Here is a 19,355-nt window from a genome sequence, read left to right on the forward strand (position 1 = left end):
CGGTGACCGTTATCCGTGACCGGATCCGCAACCGACGCCCGGGAGGCATCCCTGCCCGCCCGGCACGCCGCCGGGTCCCGCGAACTGGCCGCCGGAGCCGCAGCCGACGCCCGGCACGCAGCCCTGCCCGCCCGGCCCGCCGCCGGGGCCCTGGGTGACGCCGCCGGAACCACAGTTGCCGTTGGCGTCGCAGCCGCCGCCGCCCGGGTCGTCCTTGAACACGACGTGAGTGGGCGCCGGCCCCGTCGTCGCTGCTCCCACCGCAAAAACGTCAGCAGCTGCCGTCGGTGCCGCGGCGATCGCCGCGGCGACTGCCCCGGCTACCACCAGTGGTTTCATGAGAGTTAGTTTCGCTAACATGCGTCTCGCATACCACGTCGACACGTGTACAAAACATCGCGAACGAAAATTAATTAGTGCACTAGACAGTGCGCTAGACAGAAGGCACTTCACATGACCTCACTGGATTTGACCGGTCGCACCGCGATAGTCACCGGCGCCTCCCGCGGCATCGGGCTTGCGATCTCCCAACAGCTGGCAGCCGCCGGCGCCAATGTGGTGCTCACGGCCCGAAAGCAGGAGGCCGCCGAGGCGGCCGCGGCGCAAGTCGGTGAGAAGGCGCTGGGCGTCGGCGCCCACGCCGTCGACGAGGACGCGGCCCGGCGCTGCGTGGAGCTCACGCTGGAGCGCTTCGGCAGCGTCGACATCCTCATCAACAACGCGGGAACCAATCCCGCGTTTGGCCCGCTGATCGACCAGGACCATGCCCGCTTCACCAAGATCTTCGACGTCAACCTGTGGGCGCCGCTGCTGTGGACGTCGCTCGCCGTCAAGTCCTGGATGGGCGAGCACGGCGGCGCGATCGTCAACACCGCGTCCATCGGCGGCCTGCATCAATCACCGGCCATGGGTATGTACAACGCCACCAAGGCCGCGCTGATCCACGTCACCAAGCAGCTGGCGCTGGAGTTGTCACCGCGCGTCCGGGTCAACGCCATCGCGCCCGGGGTGGTGCGCACCAGGCTTGCCGAGGCGCTGTGGAAGGACCACGAGGATCCGCTGGCCTCGTCGATCGCGCTCGGACGCATCGGTGAGCCCGCCGATGTGGCCGGGGCGGTCGCCTTCCTGGTGTCCGACGCGGCGAGCTGGATCACCGGCGAGACGATGGTCATCGACGGCGGTCTGCTGCTCGGGCCGGTGTCCGGATTCCGGCAATGACTTCCCACGACGTCACTCAGGACGTCACTCAGGACATCAATGACGTCACCGCCGACCTGGACGCGCGGGTGCAGGCGCTGTTGGACGAACACGATCCCGCGACGAGCGACCCGCGGGAATTCCTCGGCGCACAGTACGACGCGGGGCTGGCCTGGGTGCACCTGCCGCGGGGTTTCGGCGGCCTGGATCTACCGCGCAAAGCACAGGAATTCGTCGATGCCAAGCTGGCCGCCGCCGGCGCGCCGGTCGGCGGCACCGTCAAGAACTACATCGGCATGGGCATGGCCGCACCGACGATCGCGGCCTTCGGCACCGACGAGCAGAAGCGAAAGTTTCTGCGCCCGTTGTTCACTGGCGAGCAGATCTATTGCCAGCTGTTCAGCGAGCCGGGTGCCGGGTCGGATCTGGCCGGGGTGGCCACGCGTGCGGTGCGCGACGGGGACAACTGGATTGTCAACGGGCAGAAGGTGTGGACCTCGCAGGCGCAGCACGCGAACATGGCCATCCTGGTCACCCGCACCGACCCGACCGTACCCAAACACTTTGGCCTGACGTACTTCCTGTGCGACATGACGCAACCCGGTGTCGAGGTCCGGCCGCTGCGCCAGATCACCGGCGAGGCGGAGTTCAACGAGGTGTTCCTCACCGACGTCCGGGTGCCGGATGCGAATCGGCTAGGCCCGGAGGGTGGCGGCTGGCGGGTTGCGACCACCACGCTCAACAACGAGCGGGTCGCGATCGGGACCCGCGCCGGTGTCCCGCGCGAAGGCGGCCACATCGGCAAGGTAACCAAAGCATGGCGACAAAAGCCCGAACTGCGCAACCCCTCGATGCACGACGAGCTGATGCGGTTGTGGGTCGACGCGGAAGTCCTTCGCCTGGCCGGTGAACGGCTGCGGCAGCAGGCCGTCGCGGGTCAGCCCGGACCGGAAGGTGCCGGCATGAAAGTGGCCTTTGCCACGCTGGCGCAAGCCATTTCGGGTTTCGAGATCGAACTGCACGGCGAAGCGGGACTGCGCTACGACGACTGGACCATGCGCCGACCGGAAACGGTCGACCTGATCGGTCGCGAGCCCGGATATCGCTACCTGCGCGCGCGTGGCAACTCGATCGAGGGCGGCACCTCGGAGATCCTGCGCAACACCATCTCCGAGCGGATCCTCGGCCTGCCAGGCGAACACCGCGTCGACAAGGACGTCGCGTGGAAGGACCTGGACCGATGAGCACCGGCGACTTGCTGTACTCCGACACCGAGGACGCGCTGCGCGACAGCGTGCGCCACCTGTTTGCCGACCGCTGCCCGCCCGAGACGGTGGCCCGGGCATACGATGAAGCGCCGCAAGATTTTTCGGCCCTGTGGCGCGCGCTGGCCGCTGACCTCGGGGTGGCAGCGTTGCTGGTCCCCGAGTCCCTCGGTGGCGCCGGCGCGGGCGCCCGCGAGGCCGCCGTCGTCATGGAGGAGATCGGCCGGGCCGTCGCGCCGGTGCCGTTCCTGTCCAGCGCGGTGCTGGCCACGGTCGCGCTGCTGCGGGCCGGCGACACCGCGACCCTGCCCGACCTCGCGCAGGGCTCGGTCACCGCGGCGCTGGCGGTGCCGCTGTCCACGGCCCCGGGCGATCCCGTCGCCGGGGTCGGGCTCGGCGACGACGGGCTGCACGGGTCGGTCAGCAGCGTCGCGGGCGCCGCCGAAGCCGACGTGCTGGTGGTTCCGGTGGCCGGTCCCGACGGGCCCGAACTGCACACCGTCTCCGCCGCCGCCGACGGCGTCGAGGTGTCGCCGCTGCTGGCCCTGGATATGACGAGACCCCTTGCGAATGTGCGGTTCTCGGCGGCGGCGTCCTCGCGGGTCGGGTCCGCCGACGTGGCGGCTGACGGTGCAGTGGACGGGGCAGTGCACGGCGCCGTGACCGAGGCGCTGCAGACCGGCGCGGCGCTGCTGGCGTCGGAGCAACTGGGGCTGGCGCAGTGGTGCTTCGACACCACGCTGGCTTATACCAAGCAGCGCAAGCAGTTTGGCCGTGCCATCGGCTCCTATCAGGCGATCAAGCACCGGCTTGCCGATCTGTGGTTCGAGGTCGGCTCGGCGACGGCGGTGGCCCGCTACGCCGCGGACGCCCATGCCCGCGGCGATGAAGACGCGGGCATCGCCGCGGCCCTCGCGCAGGCCTACTGCAGCGGAATCGCGGTGCACGCCGCCGAGGAGTGCGTGCAACTGCACGGCGGTATCGGGATGACGTGGGAGTATCCCGCTCACCTGTACCTCAAGCGGGCCAAGAGTGACCAGTTGGCCTTCGGCTCCGCCTATCGTCACCGGGCCCGACTGGGGCAGCTGGTGGACCTGCCGCCGGGCTAGCTCGCCCCGCTTCGAAAGACTCCCCGCGACATTCGGGCCAATGCTTCATGCGGTAGTTCGAGGGCTTTGCGGCACAACCATAGTTCTTCGGTGAGGTCATGGAAGCTGACCAGCGCGACCGTGTCGTCACGGCGCCGCATGGCCGACTTGCTCATGCTGGCCCACACCGCGTGGCCCTCCTGGTGCCGCAGCTCGACCAGCCGCGGCCCGTCGGTGCCGACGAGCGCGATCCAGCGATCGTTCGCCGGCAGGCTGCGGAAGATTTCGTCGAAATTCGTTGGCAGGTCGTCGTTGGACGAATAGCCCACCATGTCGCAGAACGCCGCGTTGGCGAAGAGGATGGTTCCGTCCCGATCGACCGCCAGGGCCGGCGCCGGCAGCCGCTGCAAGACGACCAGCGCGGGCATATCCTGCAGCGTTTCGATCGGCAACCGGCCGGGCCGCTTCGGGCGTCGACGCTCGATGCGTTTACCGCCCACAGTCGTGGGACCGTCCGTAGCCACGGCTCACTCCGTCAATACGCTGCCCTGTCCCCGACGGGGTAGAGCTCCCTCCCAGCCCATATCGCTGCCAGCAAATGTTAGGGGACGCCGGGCAAGAAAGTCCATATTTCGAAAGCCGAATTTGCTATTTGCCACATGCGCAATTGATTGCGGTGCGCCGCAGGGTATCGAGTCGAATTTCGCTAGGGCACTTTATTAGCTGGGACCGAATTCGTTTGCTGGCGCCACCCGTCGCCGCCGTGCGACAGCAAACACGGGCAAGCGGGTCAGCGCGGTAGCGCCGAGGCGAACAGGTCCGTCATCGCCGCCCAGTGCCGCTCGTCGGCCGCGGGGTCGTAGGGCGGGTTGTCCGGGACGGCGAAGCCATGCGCGGCCGAGTACCACTCGATGGTGTGGGCCACCCCGGCCGCCGTCAGCGCCTTGTCGAATTGCTCGGCGTGATCGGCCGTGAACGACGCGTCGTTCTCGGCGCCACCGACGTACACCGTGGCGCTCATCCGGTCGGCCAGCAGGTGCGGGCTGTCCGCCGTGTCGCTCACCAAACCGCCGCCGTGGAAGGACGCCGCGGCCGCGACCCGGTCCGGGACGCGGCCTGCCACCACCACCGACGTCCGCCCGCCCATGCAATAGCCGCACACTCCGAATCGCTGTCCGGATACCTCGGGGCGCGCGGCCAGGTAGTCGAAGAAGGCGCCGGCGTCGGCGGCCATCTTGTCCTGGGTGATGCTGCCGATCATCGAGAACAGGCGCCTGCGTTCTTGCTCGTCGGCGAACACCGTGGCCATGTCGAACGGGGCCCAGTCGCCGTTGCGGTAGTACACATCCGGCAGCAGCACCGCGTAGCCGAATCCGGCGAGCTTCGCCGCCATTTGGTGGAAGGTGTCGCGGACGCCGCCGGCGTCCGGGAACATCACCACGCCGGGCCAGGGGCCCGGGCCGTCGGGCGTGAACAGGTGGACGGTGCAGGTGCCGTCTTCGGTGGTGACGGTGTCTTCGACGCTCGGCATGCCCTCCGTTCTACTCCTGGCTCCTCGACGTAATTTTTTGGGCGCCGACCCGCCGCGCCCGCCTCCGCCGCGCTTGCGATCGCCGCTAAGCTGGCCGCGTGCCCGTTCCCACGCCCTACGAGGACCTGCTGCGCGTGGTGCTCGAGCGGGGCGCGGCCAAATCGGATCGCACCGGCACCGGAACCCGGAGCCTGTTCGGCCAGCAGTTGCGCTACGACCTGTCGGCCGGCTTCCCGCTGCTGACCACCAAGAAGGTGCATTTCAAATCGGTGGTCTACGAGTTGCTGTGGTTCTTGCGCGGCGAGTCCAACGTCGGCTGGCTGCACGAGCACGGGGTCACCATCTGGGACGAATGGGCCGACAGCACAGGCGATCTCGGCCCAATCTACGGTGTGCAATGGCGATCGTGGCCCACCCCTACCGGTGAGCACATCGACCAGATCAGCGCCGCGCTGGAGTTGCTGCGCACCGACCCGAACTCGCGGCGCATCATCGTGTCGGCCTGGAACGTCGGCGAAATCTCGCAGATGGCGCTGCCGCCGTGTCACGCATTCTTCCAGTTCTACGTGGCCGACGGGCGGCTGAGCTGCCAGCTCTATCAGCGCAGCGCGGACCTGTTTCTCGGGGTGCCGTTCAACATCGCCAGCTACGCGCTGCTGACCCACATGATGGCCGCCCAGGCCGGGCTGGCGGTCGGCGAGTTCGTCTGGACGGGCGGCGACTGCCACATCTACGACAACCACGTCGAACAGGTGCGCCTGCAGCTCGCTCGCGAGCCGCGGCCGTACCCGGAACTCGTTCTGGCCAAAAGGGATTCGATCTTCGATTACACCTACGACGACATCGTCGTGAAGAATTACGATCCGCATCCGGCGATCAAAGCTCCCGTCGCTGTATGACGCGCGCTGGCCTGGGCCTGGTGTGGGCCCAGTCGACGTCCGGTGTGATCGGGCGCGGCGGCGACATCCCGTGGCGGGTGCCCGAAGACCTGGCTCGCTTCAAACAGGTCACCATGGGCCACGCGGTGGTCATGGGCCGTCGCACCTGGGACTCCCTGCCGGCGAGGGTTCGGCCGTTGCCAGGCCGCCGAAACATCGTCCTGTCCCGCCGGCGCGACTTGAAACTGGACGGAGCCGAGGTCGTCGGTTCGCTGGACGAGGCGTGTGCCCTCGCAAACACCGAGCCCGAGACGTGGGTGATAGGCGGCGCACAGATCTACCTACTCGGGCTGCCGTATGCCACCCGGTGTGAGGTGACGGAGGTCGAGATCGATCTGCCACGTGACGACGAGGACGCGCTGGCCCCGGTGCTCGACGACGAATGGGCCGCCCGCACCGGCGAGTGGAAGCTGAGCCGCACCGGGCTGCGCTTCCGGTTTCACAGCTACTCTCGGCTATGAGTGCACGTGTTCGCGCCCATGGGCTGACCTGACATACTCGACCGGGGGTCGGTCTGACCGGTGTTTCCAGGAGTTTTCAGGAGGGGAATTGGCAGTGATAACCGAACCCGCAAAGACGTTCACCCGCATGTTCCGCGGCTATGACCCGGCCGCGGTCGACGCCCACATCGAGGTGTTGACCACCAAACAGAAGCTGCTGCTCGACGACGTCGAGAGCCTGCGGGCCCGGCTGCGGGAATCCGGCGACGAAACGGCCGCGCTGCGCAAGGAGGTCGCCGTCCTCACCGACACCTCGCCCTCGCCCCACGCGATGCAAAAGCGGATGGCGAAGATGCTGCGGCGCGCGGTCGACGAGGTTTCCGAGATGCAGGCCGAGGCGAAGACCGAGGCGGAAGCGCTGATCGCGGCGGCGGAGGCCGAGGCCGAGGCCACCCGGCGGCAGCGCGAAGAAATGCTGGCCGACATGGCGGCGCAGCAAAAAGCCCTGGAAGCCGAGTACCAGGAAACCAAGGAAAAGCTCGAGGCCGAACTGGCCACGCTGCGCGATGACGCCGAGCGGGCGCGTGAGCAGCTGCTCGCCGAGGCGAAGCAGCGAGCCGACAGGGATCGTGACGAGGCTCGGCGGGCCGTGGACGTGGCGAGTCAGCAGCGGATCAAGATCCTCGAGCACCTGATGGGCGTGTACCGCGACCTGGAAGCGGTTCCGGCAGCGCTCGAGGCGGCGTACCAAGAACGAGACAACCTGTCGGAGGAGAACCCCGAGACAAGTCACGAGACAGGTTCCGTGGTGCCGCTGGACGGGAAGGTCGGCGCGGGTTCAGCCCACTAGAGGCGCGGGCCAGCATTGTCAGGCCAGTGTTGTCAGACCATTATTGTCAGGCCAGTATTGTCAGACCCGGCCAGTATTGTCGGCGCCGTGTCCCCCCGGCCCCCCAGGCTGACCGGCGCCCAAGCCCGGCGGATAGCCGTTGCGGCCCAAGGATTTAACGAGCCGCGACCCCGCGGCGCGATCACCCGGGCGCATCTGAAGCGCCTGGTATCGAGAATCCAAGTGCTGCAACTGGATTCGGTGTCGGTGGCGGTGCGCGCCCATTATGCGCCGGTGTTCAGCCGGCTCGGCCCCTATGACCGCGACGTGCTGGACCGCGCGGCCTGGGGTCCGCGGTCGTCGCGGCTGCTGGCCGAATACTGGGCCCACGAGGCCGCTCTGATGGCCGTTGAAGACTGGCCGCTGATGCGCTGGCGGATGCGGCAGTATCGGCATGGCCGCTGGGGCCCCCACCGGTTTCTCGAGGCGTTGCAGGCCAATCCGCAACTCGCCGACGACGTCGTCGCGGCGGTCGCCGAGCTGGGGCCCAGCACCGCCGGGCAGATCGAGGCGCATCTGGCCGCTATGGACCTCGAGCCGCGGCGTAAGAAGGGCACCTGGTGGACGCGCAGCGACACCAAGTGGGTGGCCGAGGCGCTGTTTTCCGCCGGGGTGCTCACGACCGCCACCCGGGTGGGCTTCGCCCGCCACTACGACCTGGTGGAAAGGGTGCTGCCGGCCGAGGTGCTGGCCCGCGAGGTCGACGACGACGAGGCCGTCCGCGAGCTCACGCTGCGGGCCGCCACCGCGCTGGGTGTGGCCGCGGAGGCCGACCTGCGTGACTACTTCCGCCTGTCCCCACAGCAGATCAAGCCCGCGATCGCCGACCTGCTGGCCGCCGGGGAGATCGAACGGGTCGACATCGACGGCTGGCCCGCGCCGGCGTACCTGCGGGCGGGCCGGACGGTGCCGCGCGGTGACCGCGGCACCGCGCTGCTGTGCCCGTTCGACCCGTTGATCTTCTTCCGGCCCCGCGTCGAGCGGCTGTTCGGCTTCCACTACCGCATCGAGATCTACACCCCGGCGGCCAAGCGCCAGTACGGCTATTACGTGTGGCCGTTCCTGCTGGACGGCCGGCTCGTGGCGCGCGTCGACCTCAAGGCCGACCGCGCCGCCGGTGCGCTGCGCGTCGTGGGTGCGTTCGCCGAGCCCGACGTGGACCGCGGTCGCGCCGCCGCGGCGCTGGCCGGCGAACTTCAGTCCATGGCCGCGTGGCTGGGCTTGGGTGGGTTCAGCGTCTCCACACGGGGCAACCTGGCCGGCGACCTGCGCGCGGCTTCCAAGCGGGTGAGCTGATGGCCCGGCTAAGGTGAGCGCCGTGGCTGAGACCGCGCCGCTGCGCGTGCAATTGATCGCCAAGACCGAATTCCTGGCGCCCCCCGATGTGCCGTGGACCACCGACGCCGACGGCGGCCCCGCGCTGGTCGAGTTCGCCGGGCGAGCCTGCTACCAGAGCTGGTCCAAGCCCAACCCGAAGACCGCGACCAACGCCGGCTACATCAAGCACATCATCGACGTCGGCCACTTTTCCGTGCTCGAACACGCGAGCGTGTCGTTCTACATCACCGGCATCTCGCGGTCCTGCACGCACGAGCTGATCCGGCACCGGCACTTCTCGTACTCGCAGCTCTCGCAGCGCTACGTCCCGGAAAAGGAGTCGCGGGTCGTCGTGCCGCCGGGCATGGAGGATGATCCCGAACTCCAGCGGATCCTCGCCGCCGCAGCCGATGCCGGCCGGGCCACCTACACCGACCTGCTGGCCAGGCTGGAGGCCAAGTTCGCAACGGGCCAGCCCACCGAAAAGATGGGCGCCCTGCGCCGCAAGCAGGCCCGTCAGGCCGCGCGCGCGGTCCTGCCCAACGCCACCGAAACCCGCATCGTGGTGACCGGGAACTACCGAGCCTGGCGGCACTTCATCGCGATGCGGGCCAGCGAGCACGCCGACGTCGAGATCCGGCGGCTGGCCATCGAGTGTCTGCGCCAGCTCGCCGCCATCGCCCCGGCCGTGTTCGCCGACTTCGAGGTCTCCACCCTGGCCGACGGCACCGAGGTCGCCACCAGCCCGCTCGCGACCGAAGCGTGAGGGGTGAAGCCGAGGCGCACGGGGACACAACCGGGCCGGTAGGTGCTAAAAAGCTTGCCGCCGCCAGGTAGCCTGAACACCGTGAGTACCGTCGGATTCGACGCCCCGGCACGCCTGGGAACTCTGCTAACAGCGATGGTCACGCCCTTTGGCGCCGACGGCTCGGTTGACACGATCGCGGCGGCGCGGCTGGCGAACCGCCTGGTGGACGCGGGATGCGACGGCCTGGTGATCTCGGGCACCACCGGCGAGTCGCCGACCACCACCGACGACGAGAAGCGCGAGCTGTTGCGTGTCGTGCTGGAGGCGGTGGGCGACCGCGCCCGCGTCATCACCGGTGCCGGCACCTACGACACCGCGCACAGCGTCCGCCTGGCCAAAGCCGCCGCGGCCGAAGGCGCCCACGGCCTTTTGGTGGTCACCCCGTACTACTCCAAGCCGCCGCAGTCCGGGCTGCACGCGCACTTCACCGCAGTCGCCGATGCGACCGAGCTGCCCGTGCTGCTCTACGACATTCCCCCGCGCTCGGTGGTGCCGATCGAGCCCGACACCCTCCGGGCGCTGGCCGCACACCCGAACATCGTCGGCGTCAAAGACGCCAAGGGCGACCTGCACAGCGGCGGCCAGATCATCGCCGAGACCGGGCTGGCCTACTACTCCGGCGACGACGCCCTGAACCTGCCCTGGCTGGCGATGGGTGCCACCGGATTCATCAGCGTGATCTCGCACCTGGCGGCGGGCCAACTGCGAGAGTTGTTGTCCGCCTTCAACTCCGGAGACATCGCCACCGCCCGCAAGATCAACGTCCTGGTCGCCCCGCTCTGCGATGCGATGAGCCGGCTGGGCGGGGTGACGCTGTCCAAGGCCGGCCTGCGCCTGCAGGGCTTCGACATCGGTGATCCGCGCCTGCCCCAAATGGCGGCAACACCGGAACAAAGCGAACACCTCGCCGCCGATATGCGGGCGGCCTCGGTGCTCCGATGAGTGCTCCGATGAGCGAGAAGTGAGGGTGGCCCGCAAGTGGATGTAGACCTCAGCCCACCAGGTCCGCTGACCACGGGTGGGTTGCGGGTCACCGCGCTGGGCGGCATCAGCGAAATCGGCCGCAACATGACGGTTTTCGAGCACCTGGGCCGGCTGCTGATCATCGACTGCGGGGTGATGTTTCCCACCCACGACGAGCCCGGTGTCGACCTGATCCTGCCGGACCTGCGCCACATCGAAGACCGGCTCGACGACATCGAGGCGCTGGTGCTGACCCATGCGCACGAAGACCACATCGGGGCGATCCCTTTTCTGCTCAAGCTGCGGCCCGACATCCCCGTCGTCGGATCGAAGTTCACGCTGGCGCTGGTCGCCGCGAAATGCCGCGAGCACCGCATCAAGCCGGCCTTCATCGAGGTCAAAGAGGGCCAAAGCACCAGGCACGGGGTGTTCGAGTGCGAATACTTCGCCGTCAACCACTCCATCCCCGACGCGTTGGCCATCGCGGTCTACACCGGCGCTGGAACCGTCCTGCACACGGGCGACATCAAGCTCGACCAGCTGCCGCTCGATGGCCGCCCCACCGACCTGCCCGGCATGTCGCGGCTCGGCGACGCGGGCGTGGACCTGTTCTTGTGCGACTCGACCAATTCCGAGATCCCCGGCGTCGGGCCGTCGGAAAGCGAAGTCGGCCCGACCCTGCACCGCCTGATCAGGGGCGCCGACGGGCGGGTCATCGTGGCGTGTTTCGCCTCGAACGTGGATCGGGTGCAACAGATCATCGACGCCGCGGTGGCTCTGGGCCGGCGGGTGTCGTTCGTCGGGCGATCGATGGTGCGCAACATGGGCATCGCCCGCGAGCTGGGGTTCCTGCGGGTGGCCGATTCCGACGTCATCGACATCTCCGCCGCCGAGATGATGGCGCCCGACCAGGTGGTGCTGATCACCACCGGCACCCAGGGCGAGCCGATGTCGGCGTTGTCGCGGATGTCGCGCGGCGAGCATCGCAGCATCACGCTGACCGCCGGTGACCTGATCATTCTGTCGTCGTCGCTGATCCCGGGCAACGAGGAAGCCGTCTACGGCGTCATCGACTCGCTGGCCAAGATCGGGGCCCGGGTGGTCACCAACCAACAAGTGCGCGTTCATGTTTCGGGCCACGCCTACGCCGGCGAGCTGCTGTTCCTGTACAACGGGGTTCGGCCGCGCAATGTGATGCCGGTCCACGGCACCTGGCGGATGCTGCGCGCCAACGCCAAGCTGGCGGCGCGCGCCGGCGTGCCGCCGGAGTCGATCCTGTTGGCCGAGAACGGCGTCAGCGTCGACCTGGTGGCGGGCAAGGCTTCCATCGCGGGCGCGGTGCCGGTCGGCCAGATGTTCGTCGACGGTTTGATCACCGGCGACGTCGGCGATATCACCCTGGGCGAACGGCTCATCCTGTCTTCCGGTTTCGTCGCCGTGACCGTGGTGGTCAAGCGCGGCACGGGGCGGCCGGTGGCCGCGCCGCAACTACATTCGCGCGGATTCTCCGAAGATCCCAAGGCGCTCGAGCCCGCCGCCCGCAAGGTCGAGGCGGAGCTGGAATCGCTGGTTGCCAACGATGTGACCGACCCGACCCGCATCGCCCAGGCGGTGCGGCGCACCGTCGGCAAATGGGTGGGCGAAACCTACCGCCGCCAGCCGATGATCGTGCCGACCGTCATCGAGGTCTAGCGGCGCTAAACCTTCTCCGCGTACACCGACCACTCCAGCTGTGATGCCGGGAGCTTGCGACCGGTGGGCTCCACATAGCGCTGGACGAACTCGTCGGGCCCGGCCTGCTCCACCAGCCGCCACCCGTATTCGCCGAGGAACCCGGCGACCTCGTCGGGCTGCAGGCCGAAGTGCCAAAGCTGATGGCGCTCGCGGGTGTTGCGGTACAACGTCCGGGTGCCGTACAGGTTCGTCCCGTCGATGAAGTCCCGGCGGACGTAGGTGAACACGAATCGGCTGCCCGGGGCGGCCGCGCGGAGGCCCTCCAGGGTCCGCCGGACACCGTCTTCGGTGAGGTATTGGGTGACGCCCTCGCAGATGAAGAAGGCACGGTAATCGGTGTGATAGCCGTGCTCGGCCAACGAGGTGAGCAGGTCATCGCGCTCGAAGTCCAGCGCCACCAACCGAACCGACAGCGGCGGCTCGCCTAGCACCCGCCGAACCGTCTTGGCCTTGCGGGCGATATTGACCGGCAGGTCCACCTCGAAAACGGGCATTCGCACCTGCCGGGTCAGCCGGTAGGGGCGGGTGTCCAATCCGGCGCCGAGGATGACGACGGCGTCGATGTCCTGGTTGTCACTGAGCGCTTCGGCAAGTTTGTCGGCGATGAAGCGCTTGCGGCAGGCCATGTTCACCCACAACCCGGGGCCGGTGAACTCCGATCCGCGGATCATCAGGTGCCGGATCGGGGCGGCCCGGGTCGCGGCGACGAGCCAGCGCAGCGGGGCCGGCAAGAACAGGTCCGCGAGGTCGTCGTCGACCAGGCGGCGGCCGGGCGGCTCGTTCTGTTCGACGGCCGCCAATACCATCGGGCCGAAGGCGGTCTGCGCCACGGGGTTTCGCGCCATGACTATCGCTTGTTCAAGTAGCCGGCGTCTACCGGCAACGCGACGCCGGTGAGGTAGCGAGCCTGATCGGATACCAGCCATGCCACCGCGTCGGCGATGTCGGCCGGCGCCAGCACCTGCACCGGCAGCGCGTTGCCCATGTCCGGCGGTGAATCGGACTGCGCGACGAGGTCGGCCAGCCACCGTCGGGTGTACTCGTTGTTGATCATCGGGGTGTCGACCCCGGACGGATGTATCGAGTTGACCCGGATGTTGTGGCGGGCAAGCAAATTGGCGTATACGCGCATCAACCCGACCATACCGTGTTTTGCCGCGGCGTAGCCGATGGAGCCCGAGTCGGCACTTCCGATGCCGGCCAGCCCGGCGGCCGAACTGATCAGCACGATCGAACCGCCGCTGCCCTGGGAGACCATTGTCGGTATCGCGGCCTCCACGGTGTGGTGCACGCCGGTGAGATTGACGTCGATGACGTCGCGCCAGCCGTCGCCGCCGGACTGCATGGGTGCGATGCCGGCGTTGGCCACCACGATGTCGAGGCGCCCGAACTCGTCGACGCCGGCCTGGACTGCGTCCGAAAGCGATTCGCGATCGCGAACATCGCCCTGTTTGGCGACGATGCGTGCCCCGGTGTCCTCGACGAGCTTGACGGTCTCCGCCAGATCCTCCGGGGTGGCCAGCGGATACGGGACACTGTCGATCTGCGCGCACACGTCGACAGCGATCACATTCGCGCCGTCCGCGGCCAGCCGCACCGCATGCGCCCGACCCTGCCCGCGCGCGGCGCCGGTGATGAGCGCGACTTTGCCATCCAGCGGCCGGCCGGGGGTCACCGGCGCAGTTGCCCTTTTTCTGGATCCCCCGCGGGCACCGGCTGCAGCATCTTGATGTCCGGCGCTCCGGCCAGGTGCTCGCCGGCCGCCGCGAACATCTTGCCGATCGCGGGGGCGGTGCTGTGCGCCTTGAGCGCCTCGGGGTCGGCCCATTGCTCGACGAACACGAACGTCTCACCCGTTTCGTGCAGCGAGTACAACTGGCAGCCCGGCTCGTCGTGCACCTCTTCCACCGCACTGGTGAGGATGTCGCGGACGGTGTCGACCGATTCGGGTTTGACGGTCATGGTGGCGACGACGACGACGGGCATGCTAGGGCCTCCTGGGCAGGACGGGGAGCGGCGTGACTTTGATCACCGTTCGTCACCCTACCCACGCGTTCCGGGGGCCGCCGCGGCGCCCGAGGCAGGGGATCGGAGAGGATCGCCGTTACCAGTGTGGCGGGTGGTGCAGATGATGTATTTACGACTACCCTGGCCACCATGGCTAGTAAGACCGCGGCCCGCTCGCGAAGCCGAACGAGCAGGTCAAAGGCCGCTTCGCGGGGCAAGTCCCGAAGTACGCGACCGGCCGCACCCCGCCGGCGCCCGGGTAGACCCGCCAAACGGCACAACCAGTCGGTGCTAGTCGCCGCGGGGCTGACCTGCGGCCGGGCAATGCGCGCCACCTGGCTGATGGCGGCGCGCGGCACCGGCGGTGCGGCGCGCTCGATCGGGCGGGCCCGCGACATCGACGCCGGGCATCGCCGCGACGGCATCGCGCTGGTTCTGCTCGGGCTGGCCGTCGTCGTCGCGGCGAGCTCGTGGTTCGACGCCGCCCGGCCGATCGGCGCGTGGGTCGACGTCGTGCTCCGGACGTTCATCGGGTCGGCCGTCCTGGCGCTGCCGGTGGTCTTGGGCGGCGTCGCGGTGGCGCTGATGCGGACTCAGCCCAACCCCGATGCGCGGCCCCGGCTGATACTCGGCGCCAGCCTCATCGCCCTGTCGGTCCTCGGCCTGCGCCACCTGTGGTCCGGTTCTCCGGAAGATCCCGAATTGCGCAGGCGCGCAGCGGGATTCATCGGCTTCGCCATCGGTGGTCCGTTGTCGGACGGCCTGACGCCCTGGATCGCCGCGCCGCTGCTGTTCATCGGGTTCATGTTCGGCCTGTTACTCCTCACCGGTACCACCATCCGCGAATTGCCCGACATGATTCGGGCCACGTTCGGCACCCGGCTGGTCGACGACGAAAACGGTGACTACGACGAGTCCGCCTATGACTACGCCGACGAGTTCGACGACCGGTTCGACGACGAGCCACCTTTCGACGCAGAACCGCAGGCGTGGTCGTCGGAGGGCGCCGGCGACGACGTGTACGACGAAACCCCCACGGTCCCCGAACCGGCCTTCGAAGCCGCCAAACCGCGCGGCCGGCGCGGCTCGCGCAAGCAGCCCCAGGTCACCGACCGCGTCGTCGAGGGCCCCTACACGCTGCCGTCGCTGGACCTGCTGGTCACCGGCGACCCGCCCAAAAAGCGCAGCGCGGCCAACAACCAGATGGCCACCGCGATCGGCGAGGTACTCACCCAGTTCAAAGTCGACGCGGCCGTCACCGGCTGCACCCGCGGGCCCACCGTCACGCGCTACGAGGTCGAGCTGGGCCCCGGCGTCAAGGTGGAGAAGATCACGGCGCTGCAGAAGAACATCGCCTACGCGGTGGCCACCGAGAGCGTCCGCATGCTGGCGCCGATCCCGGGCAAGTCGGCCGTCGGCATCGAGGTGCCCAACACCGATCGCGAAATGGTGCGCCTGGCCGACGTGCTCACCGCGCCGTCGACCCGCCGCGACCACCACCCGCTGGTGATCGGGCTGGGCAAGGACATCGAGGGCGATTTCATCTCGGCCAACCTGGCCAAGATGCCGCACCTGCTGGTGGCCGGCTCCACGGGTTCCGGGAAGTCGAGCTTCGTCAACTCCATGTTGGTGTCGCTGTTGACGCGGGCCACCCCGGAGGAGGTCAGGATGATCCTGATCGACCCGAAGATGGTGGAACTGACGCCGTACGAAGGCATTCCGCATCTGATCACCCCGATCATCACGCAGCCGAAGAAGGCGGCGGCCGCGCTGGCGTGGTTGGTCGAGGAGATGGAACAGCGCTACCAGGACATGCAGGCGTCGCGGGTGCGTCACATCGACGACTTCAACGCGAAGGTGCGGTCGGGTGCCATCACGACGCCGCTGGGCAGCCAGCGGGAGTACCGCCCCTACCCGTATGTGGTGGCGATCGTCGACGAGCTAGCCGACTTGATGATGACCTCGCCGCGCGACGTCGAGGACGCCATCGTGCGGATCACCCAGAAGGCCCGGGCCGCGGGCATCCACCTGGTGCTGGCCACCCAGCGGCCGTCGGTGGACGTGGTGACCGGGCTCATCAAGACCAACGTGCCGGCGCGGCTGTCGTTCGCGACGTCGTCGCTCACCGACAGTCGGGTGATCCTGGACCAGGCGGGCGCGGAGAAGCTGATCGGGATGGGCGACGGCCTGTTCCTGCCGATGGGAGCCAGCAAGCCCCTGCGCTTGCAGGGGGCCTACATCACCGACGAGGAGATCCACGCCGTCGTCGCCGCCTGCAAGGATCAGGCCGAACCCGAATACACCGACGGCGTGACCACCGCCAAGCCCACCAGCGAGCGCACCGACGTCGACCCGGACATCGGCGACGACATGGACGTTTTCCTGCAGGCCGTCGAGCTGGTCGTGTCCAGCCAGTTCGGCTCCACGTCGATGCTGCAGCGCAAGCTGCGCGTCGGCTTCGCCAAAGCGGGCCGCCTGATGGACCTGATGGAGACCCGCGGCATCGTGGGGCCCAGCGAGGGATCCAAGGCGCGTGACGTGCTGGTCAAGCCCGACGAGCTGGCCGCGACGTTGGCCGCGATCCGGGGTTCCGCGGGCGGATCCGACCTCCAAGACGAGTGAGGAGCCCGACGACTAAAGCACCAGCAGCATCCGGGAGTTGCCGAGGATGTTCGGCTTGACGTAGCTCAGGTCCAGGAACTCGGCGACCCCGATGTCGTAGGAGCGGCACATCTCCTCGAACACCTCGGCGGTGACCGGTGTGCCCTCGATCTCGCTGAACCCGTGCTTGCCGAAGAACTCGGTCTCGAACGTCAGCACGAACAACCGCTGCAACTGCAGCTCGCGGGCGACTTCGAGCAGCCGGTTGACGATCGCATGGCCGATGCCACGCCCCGTCACGGCCGGATCGACGGCGACGGTGCGGATCTCGCCGAGGTCGGACCACAACACGTGCAGCGCCCCGCAACCGACCACTTTTCCGGCTAGCTCGGCCACCCAGAACTCCTGAACGGCCTCGTAGAGCGTCACCAGGTTCTTTTCCAGCAGGATCTTTCCGGCGTAGGTGTCGACGAGTTGTTTGATCGCCGGGACATCGGATGTTCGCGCGCGCCGCACCACCGGCCGGTGATCCTGTTGGCTTTCGGTCACGGGTCAACAGTATTGACATCGGGCACGCCTGCGCTGGTCAACCGTTATTCTGTTGCCGTGTCGGGGCAGCCGCAAACGGGTCCGATAGTGCGGCGTGTCCGGATCGCCAATCTCGCGAACATCCTCACGCTGTTGCGGCTGGTGCTGGTCCCGATCTTTTTGCTCGCCCTGTTCGCCGGGGATGGCCACCAAATCGTCGGGCGCATAGTCGCTTTCGTGATTTTCACGATCGCCATGATCACCGACCGGCTGGACGGCTTGCTGGCCCGCAACTACGGCATGGCAACCGAATTCGGTGCGTTCGTCGATCCGGTCGCCGACAAGACACTGATCGGGTCGGCGCTGATCGGATTGTCGATGCTTGGGGACCTGCCGTGGTGGGTCACCGTGCTGATCCTGACTCGCGAGGTCGGGGTGACCGTGTTGCGGTTGACGGTGATTCGTCGCGGCGTCATCCCCGCCAGCTGGGGCGGCAAAGTCAAGACCGTGGTCCAGGCGTTGGCGATCGGGTTGTTCGTGCTGCCCCTCTCGGGGCCGTTCCTGGTGGGGGCTTCGGTGGTGATGGCGGCGGCGGTCGTGCTCACCGTGGTGACCGGCATCGACTACGTCGCGTCCGCCGTCCGGGAAGTTCGCCAGACGACGAGCGGGAACTAGGCCACCGGTGCCGGCGTTGACCTAATGAGCTCGTGTCGAGCAGGGCTGCCTGGAACAAACTGGAACGAACCGGGACGAAGGAGAGCGGGAATGCCGCCATTGGTGCGCGAGGTCATCGGCGACGTGTTACGCCTGGCCCGGACAACACAGGGACGGACGTTGCGCGAGGTGTCCGATGCGGCTCGGGTGAGCCTCGGGTACCTGTCCGAAGTCGAGCGCGGCCGCAAGGAGCCCTCCAGCGAGCTGCTCAACGCGATCTGCGATGCGTTGGAGGTCCCGCTGTCGGCGGTCCTCGCCGACGCCGGCGAGCGGATGGCGAGCGAGGAACGCGCCGCGCACAGCGAGCCGGCTGGCGAGCCGACCGCCGTGGCAAGCGGTTCCACCATCGACCCCGGCACCAAGGTCGTCATTCCGCCGGTGGCGTCTCTGGCGGTGGCCTGAGCGCCCCACTAAATTGAGCGGCAGGGTGAGCACGAGCCCAGCAGGGCTCTACCCAAGGCCTACCGGGCCCACAAGTAGCGAAGGCGGAGCTAAGCAATGGCCAATCCGTTCGTCAAAGCGTGGAAGTACGTCATGGCGTTGTTCAACGCGAAAATTGACGAGCACGCCGATCCCAAAGTCCAGATCCAGCAGGCCATCGAGGAAGCGCAGCGCACCCATCAGGCCCTGACGCAGCAGGCCGCCCAGGTGATCGGCAACCAGCGTCAGCTGGAGATGCGGCTCAACCGGCAGCTGGCGGACATCGAAAAACTGCAGGTCAATGTGCGCCAGGCCCTGACCCTGGCCGACCAGGCCACGTCGTCCGGAGATACCGCGAAAGCCACCGAGTACAACAACGCGGCCGAGGCGTTCGCGGCCCAGCTGGTGACCGCCGAGCAGAGCGTCGAAGACCTCAAGACGCTGCACGACCAGGCGCTGCAGGCGGCGGCGCAGGCCAAGAAGGCCGTCGAGCAGAACTCGATGGTGTTGCAGCAGAAGATCGCCGAGCGCACCAAGCTGCTCAGCCAGCTCGAGCAGGCGAAGATGCAGGAGCAGGTCAGCGCGTCGCTGCGGTCGATGAGCGAGATCGCGGCCCCCGGTAACACGCCGAGCCTCGAAGAGGTGCGCGACAAGATCGAACGCCGCTACGCCAATGCGGTGGGCGCGGCGGAGCTTGCGCAGGGTTCCGTGCAGGGGCGGATGCTCGAAGTCGAGCAGGCCGGTGTGCAGATGGCCGGTCATTCCCGGCTGGAGCAGATCCGCGCGTCGATGCGTGGCGAAGCCCTGCCGACGGGCTCGACCGCGGCAGCGGAAGCCACCCCGGCCACGCCCGCGCCCGCCGAGACAGGCGGGCAAGCCGCCGAGAAGCCCTTCGGTCAGTCCTAAACCGCGAAG

At 68.2% G+C, this 19,355-nt stretch carries 21 protein-coding genes; 14 read left to right on the plus strand and 7 right to left on the minus strand.

Annotated features, from left to right (window positions below; translation table 11 throughout):
- Positions 1-9: 9 nt before the first annotated feature.
- Entirely contained in the window at positions 10-339 is a 330-nt protein-coding gene (locus tag A5744_RS19015) for a PE-PGRS family protein (RefSeq protein WP_076063647.1), read from the minus strand.
- Between the two features lie 114 nt (positions 340-453).
- Here A5744_RS19015 and A5744_RS19020 point away from each other — a divergent pair, with 114 nt between their 5' ends.
- From A5744_RS19020 to A5744_RS19030, 3 genes are read left to right on the plus strand one after another with little or no spacing between them, the layout of a single operon-like run.
- The gene (locus A5744_RS19020) at positions 454-1,218 is read left to right on the plus strand and encodes an SDR family oxidoreductase (protein WP_076063648.1); all 765 of its coding nucleotides are present in this window, start codon (positions 454-456) and stop codon (positions 1,216-1,218) included.
- The gene (locus tag A5744_RS19025) at positions 1,215-2,441 is read left to right on the plus strand and encodes an acyl-CoA dehydrogenase family protein (protein WP_076063650.1); all 1,227 of its coding nucleotides are present in this window, start codon (positions 1,215-1,217) and stop codon (positions 2,439-2,441) included. Before A5744_RS19020 ends, A5744_RS19025 begins: the two co-directional genes overlap by 4 nt.
- On the plus strand, positions 2,438-3,571 hold the full coding sequence (locus A5744_RS19030; RefSeq protein ID WP_076063652.1) for an acyl-CoA dehydrogenase family protein: 1,134 nt from the start codon (positions 2,438-2,440) through the stop codon (positions 3,569-3,571). Before A5744_RS19025 ends, A5744_RS19030 begins: the two co-directional genes overlap by 4 nt.
- Here A5744_RS19030 and A5744_RS19035 read toward each other — a convergent pair.
- Complete coding sequence (locus tag A5744_RS19035; RefSeq protein ID WP_346425768.1) at positions 3,568-4,074, minus strand: PAS domain-containing protein; 507 nt, start codon at positions 4,072-4,074, stop codon at positions 3,568-3,570. The two genes, A5744_RS19030 and A5744_RS19035, sit on opposite strands and share 4 nt — an antisense overlap.
- Before the next feature lie 266 nt (positions 4,075-4,340).
- Positions 4,341-5,081 carry a dienelactone hydrolase family protein gene (locus tag A5744_RS19040; protein WP_076063655.1) on the minus strand — a complete coding sequence of 247 codons (741 nt, stop codon included), beginning with the start codon at positions 5,079-5,081 and terminating at the stop codon, positions 4,341-4,343.
- Positions 5,082-5,179: 98 nt separating this feature from the next.
- Here A5744_RS19040 and A5744_RS19045 point away from each other — a divergent pair, with 98 nt between their 5' ends.
- The 7 genes from A5744_RS19045 to A5744_RS19075 all read left to right on the plus strand — a co-directional run bounded on the left by A5744_RS19045 (position 5,180) and on the right by A5744_RS19075 (position 12,128).
- Complete coding sequence (locus A5744_RS19045; RefSeq protein ID WP_076063656.1) at positions 5,180-5,980, plus strand: thymidylate synthase; 801 nt, start codon at positions 5,180-5,182, stop codon at positions 5,978-5,980.
- Positions 5,977-6,480, plus strand: coding sequence for a dihydrofolate reductase (locus A5744_RS19050; protein WP_076063658.1), 504 nt, complete (start codon positions 5,977-5,979; stop codon positions 6,478-6,480). Before A5744_RS19045 ends, A5744_RS19050 begins: the two co-directional genes overlap by 4 nt.
- 94 nt (positions 6,481-6,574) lie before the next feature.
- Positions 6,575-7,309 (plus strand): cell division protein DivIVA, encoded by a 735-nt coding sequence (locus tag A5744_RS19055; RefSeq protein WP_076063660.1) that lies wholly within the window; start codon positions 6,575-6,577, stop codon positions 7,307-7,309.
- Positions 7,310-7,396: 87 nt separating this feature from the next.
- Positions 7,397-8,644 carry a crosslink repair DNA glycosylase YcaQ family protein gene (locus A5744_RS19060; RefSeq protein ID WP_076063662.1) on the plus strand — a complete coding sequence of 416 codons (1,248 nt, stop codon included), beginning with the start codon at positions 7,397-7,399 and terminating at the stop codon, positions 8,642-8,644.
- A 22-nt stretch (positions 8,645-8,666) separates the two neighbouring features.
- A complete protein-coding gene (gene thyX / locus A5744_RS19065) occupies positions 8,667-9,431 on the plus strand; it encodes an FAD-dependent thymidylate synthase (protein ID WP_076063929.1) in 765 nt (254 codons plus the stop codon).
- A gap of 81 nt (positions 9,432-9,512) precedes the next feature.
- Positions 9,513-10,415, plus strand: coding sequence for a 4-hydroxy-tetrahydrodipicolinate synthase (dapA, locus tag A5744_RS19070; protein ID WP_076063664.1), 903 nt, complete (start codon positions 9,513-9,515; stop codon positions 10,413-10,415).
- A gap of 36 nt (positions 10,416-10,451) precedes the next feature.
- Positions 10,452-12,128: a ribonuclease J gene (locus A5744_RS19075; protein ID WP_076063667.1), complete on the plus strand. Its 1,677-nt coding sequence runs from the start codon at positions 10,452-10,454 to the stop codon at positions 12,126-12,128.
- A gap of 5 nt (positions 12,129-12,133) precedes the next feature.
- On the opposite strand, the gene A5744_RS19080 is transcribed toward A5744_RS19075, so the two are convergent.
- From A5744_RS19080 to A5744_RS25115, 3 genes are read right to left on the minus strand one after another with little or no spacing between them, the layout of a single operon-like run.
- Positions 12,134-13,015, minus strand: coding sequence for an SAM-dependent methyltransferase (locus tag A5744_RS19080; protein WP_076063669.1), 882 nt, complete (start codon positions 13,013-13,015; stop codon positions 12,134-12,136).
- A 2-nt stretch (positions 13,016-13,017) separates the two neighbouring features.
- On the minus strand, positions 13,018-13,845 hold the full coding sequence (locus A5744_RS19085; RefSeq protein WP_076063670.1) for a mycofactocin-coupled SDR family oxidoreductase: 828 nt from the start codon (positions 13,843-13,845) through the stop codon (positions 13,018-13,020).
- Positions 13,842-14,156 carry a putative quinol monooxygenase gene (locus A5744_RS25115; RefSeq protein ID WP_076063672.1) on the minus strand — a complete coding sequence of 105 codons (315 nt, stop codon included), beginning with the start codon at positions 14,154-14,156 and terminating at the stop codon, positions 13,842-13,844. The genes A5744_RS19085 and A5744_RS25115 overlap by 4 nt, the downstream gene beginning before the upstream one ends.
- 171 nt (positions 14,157-14,327) lie before the next feature.
- Between A5744_RS25115 and A5744_RS19095 the strand changes: the two genes are divergently transcribed.
- A complete protein-coding gene (locus A5744_RS19095) occupies positions 14,328-16,799 on the plus strand; it encodes a DNA translocase FtsK (RefSeq protein ID WP_076063673.1) in 2,472 nt (823 codons plus the stop codon).
- Positions 16,800-16,811: 12 nt separating this feature from the next.
- Here A5744_RS19095 and A5744_RS19100 read toward each other — a convergent pair whose 3' ends face one another.
- A complete protein-coding gene (locus tag A5744_RS19100) occupies positions 16,812-17,327 on the minus strand; it encodes an amino-acid N-acetyltransferase (protein ID WP_076063675.1) in 516 nt (171 codons plus the stop codon).
- Positions 17,328-17,384: 57 nt separating this feature from the next.
- Between A5744_RS19100 and pgsA the strand changes: the two genes are divergently transcribed.
- From pgsA to pspA, 3 genes are all read left to right on the plus strand, one after another.
- Positions 17,385-17,981, plus strand: coding sequence for a CDP-diacylglycerol--glycerol-3-phosphate 3-phosphatidyltransferase (pgsA, locus tag A5744_RS19105; RefSeq protein WP_205866326.1), 597 nt, complete (start codon positions 17,385-17,387; stop codon positions 17,979-17,981).
- Positions 17,982-18,071: 90 nt separating this feature from the next.
- Entirely contained in the window at positions 18,072-18,422 is a 351-nt protein-coding gene (gene clgR, locus A5744_RS19110) for a transcriptional regulator ClgR (protein ID WP_076063677.1), read from the plus strand.
- A 96-nt stretch (positions 18,423-18,518) separates the two neighbouring features.
- The gene (gene pspA, locus A5744_RS19115) at positions 18,519-19,346 is read left to right on the plus strand and encodes a phage shock protein PspA (RefSeq protein WP_076063679.1); all 828 of its coding nucleotides are present in this window, start codon (positions 18,519-18,521) and stop codon (positions 19,344-19,346) included.
- Positions 19,347-19,355: the final 9 nt, after the last annotated feature.

It is taken from the genome of Mycobacterium sp. IS-1264 (assembly GCF_001954195.1).
Taxonomy (GTDB): domain Bacteria; phylum Actinomycetota; class Actinomycetes; order Mycobacteriales; family Mycobacteriaceae; genus Mycobacterium.

Bases quoted from the DNA above. Each gene is read 5' to 3' on its own strand.
- A5744_RS19040 (WP_076063655.1), bottom strand. From the start codon at position 5,081: ATGCCGAGCGTCGAAGACACCGTCACCACCGAAGACGGCACCTGCACC.
- A5744_RS19030 (WP_076063652.1), top strand. From the start codon at position 2,438: ATGAGCACCGGCGACTTGCTGTACTCCGACACCGAGGACGCGCTGCGC.
- pspA (WP_076063679.1), top strand. From the start codon at position 18,519: ATGGCCAATCCGTTCGTCAAAGCGTGGAAGTACGTCATGGCGTTGTTC.
- A5744_RS19080 (WP_076063669.1), bottom strand. From the start codon at position 13,015: ATGGCGCGAAACCCCGTGGCGCAGACCGCCTTCGGCCCGATGGTATTG.
- A5744_RS19095 (WP_076063673.1), top strand. From the start codon at position 14,328: ATGGCTAGTAAGACCGCGGCCCGCTCGCGAAGCCGAACGAGCAGGTCA.
- A5744_RS25115 (WP_076063672.1), bottom strand. From the start codon at position 14,156: ATGCCCGTCGTCGTCGTCGCCACCATGACCGTCAAACCCGAATCGGTC.
- A5744_RS19050 (WP_076063658.1), top strand. From the start codon at position 5,977: ATGACGCGCGCTGGCCTGGGCCTGGTGTGGGCCCAGTCGACGTCCGGT.
- A5744_RS19025 (WP_076063650.1), top strand. From the start codon at position 1,215: ATGACTTCCCACGACGTCACTCAGGACGTCACTCAGGACATCAATGAC.
- A5744_RS19020 (WP_076063648.1), top strand. From the start codon at position 454: ATGACCTCACTGGATTTGACCGGTCGCACCGCGATAGTCACCGGCGCC.
- A5744_RS19015 (WP_076063647.1), bottom strand. From the start codon at position 339: ATGAAACCACTGGTGGTAGCCGGGGCAGTCGCCGCGGCGATCGCCGCG.
- clgR (WP_076063677.1), top strand. From the start codon at position 18,072: ATGCCGCCATTGGTGCGCGAGGTCATCGGCGACGTGTTACGCCTGGCC.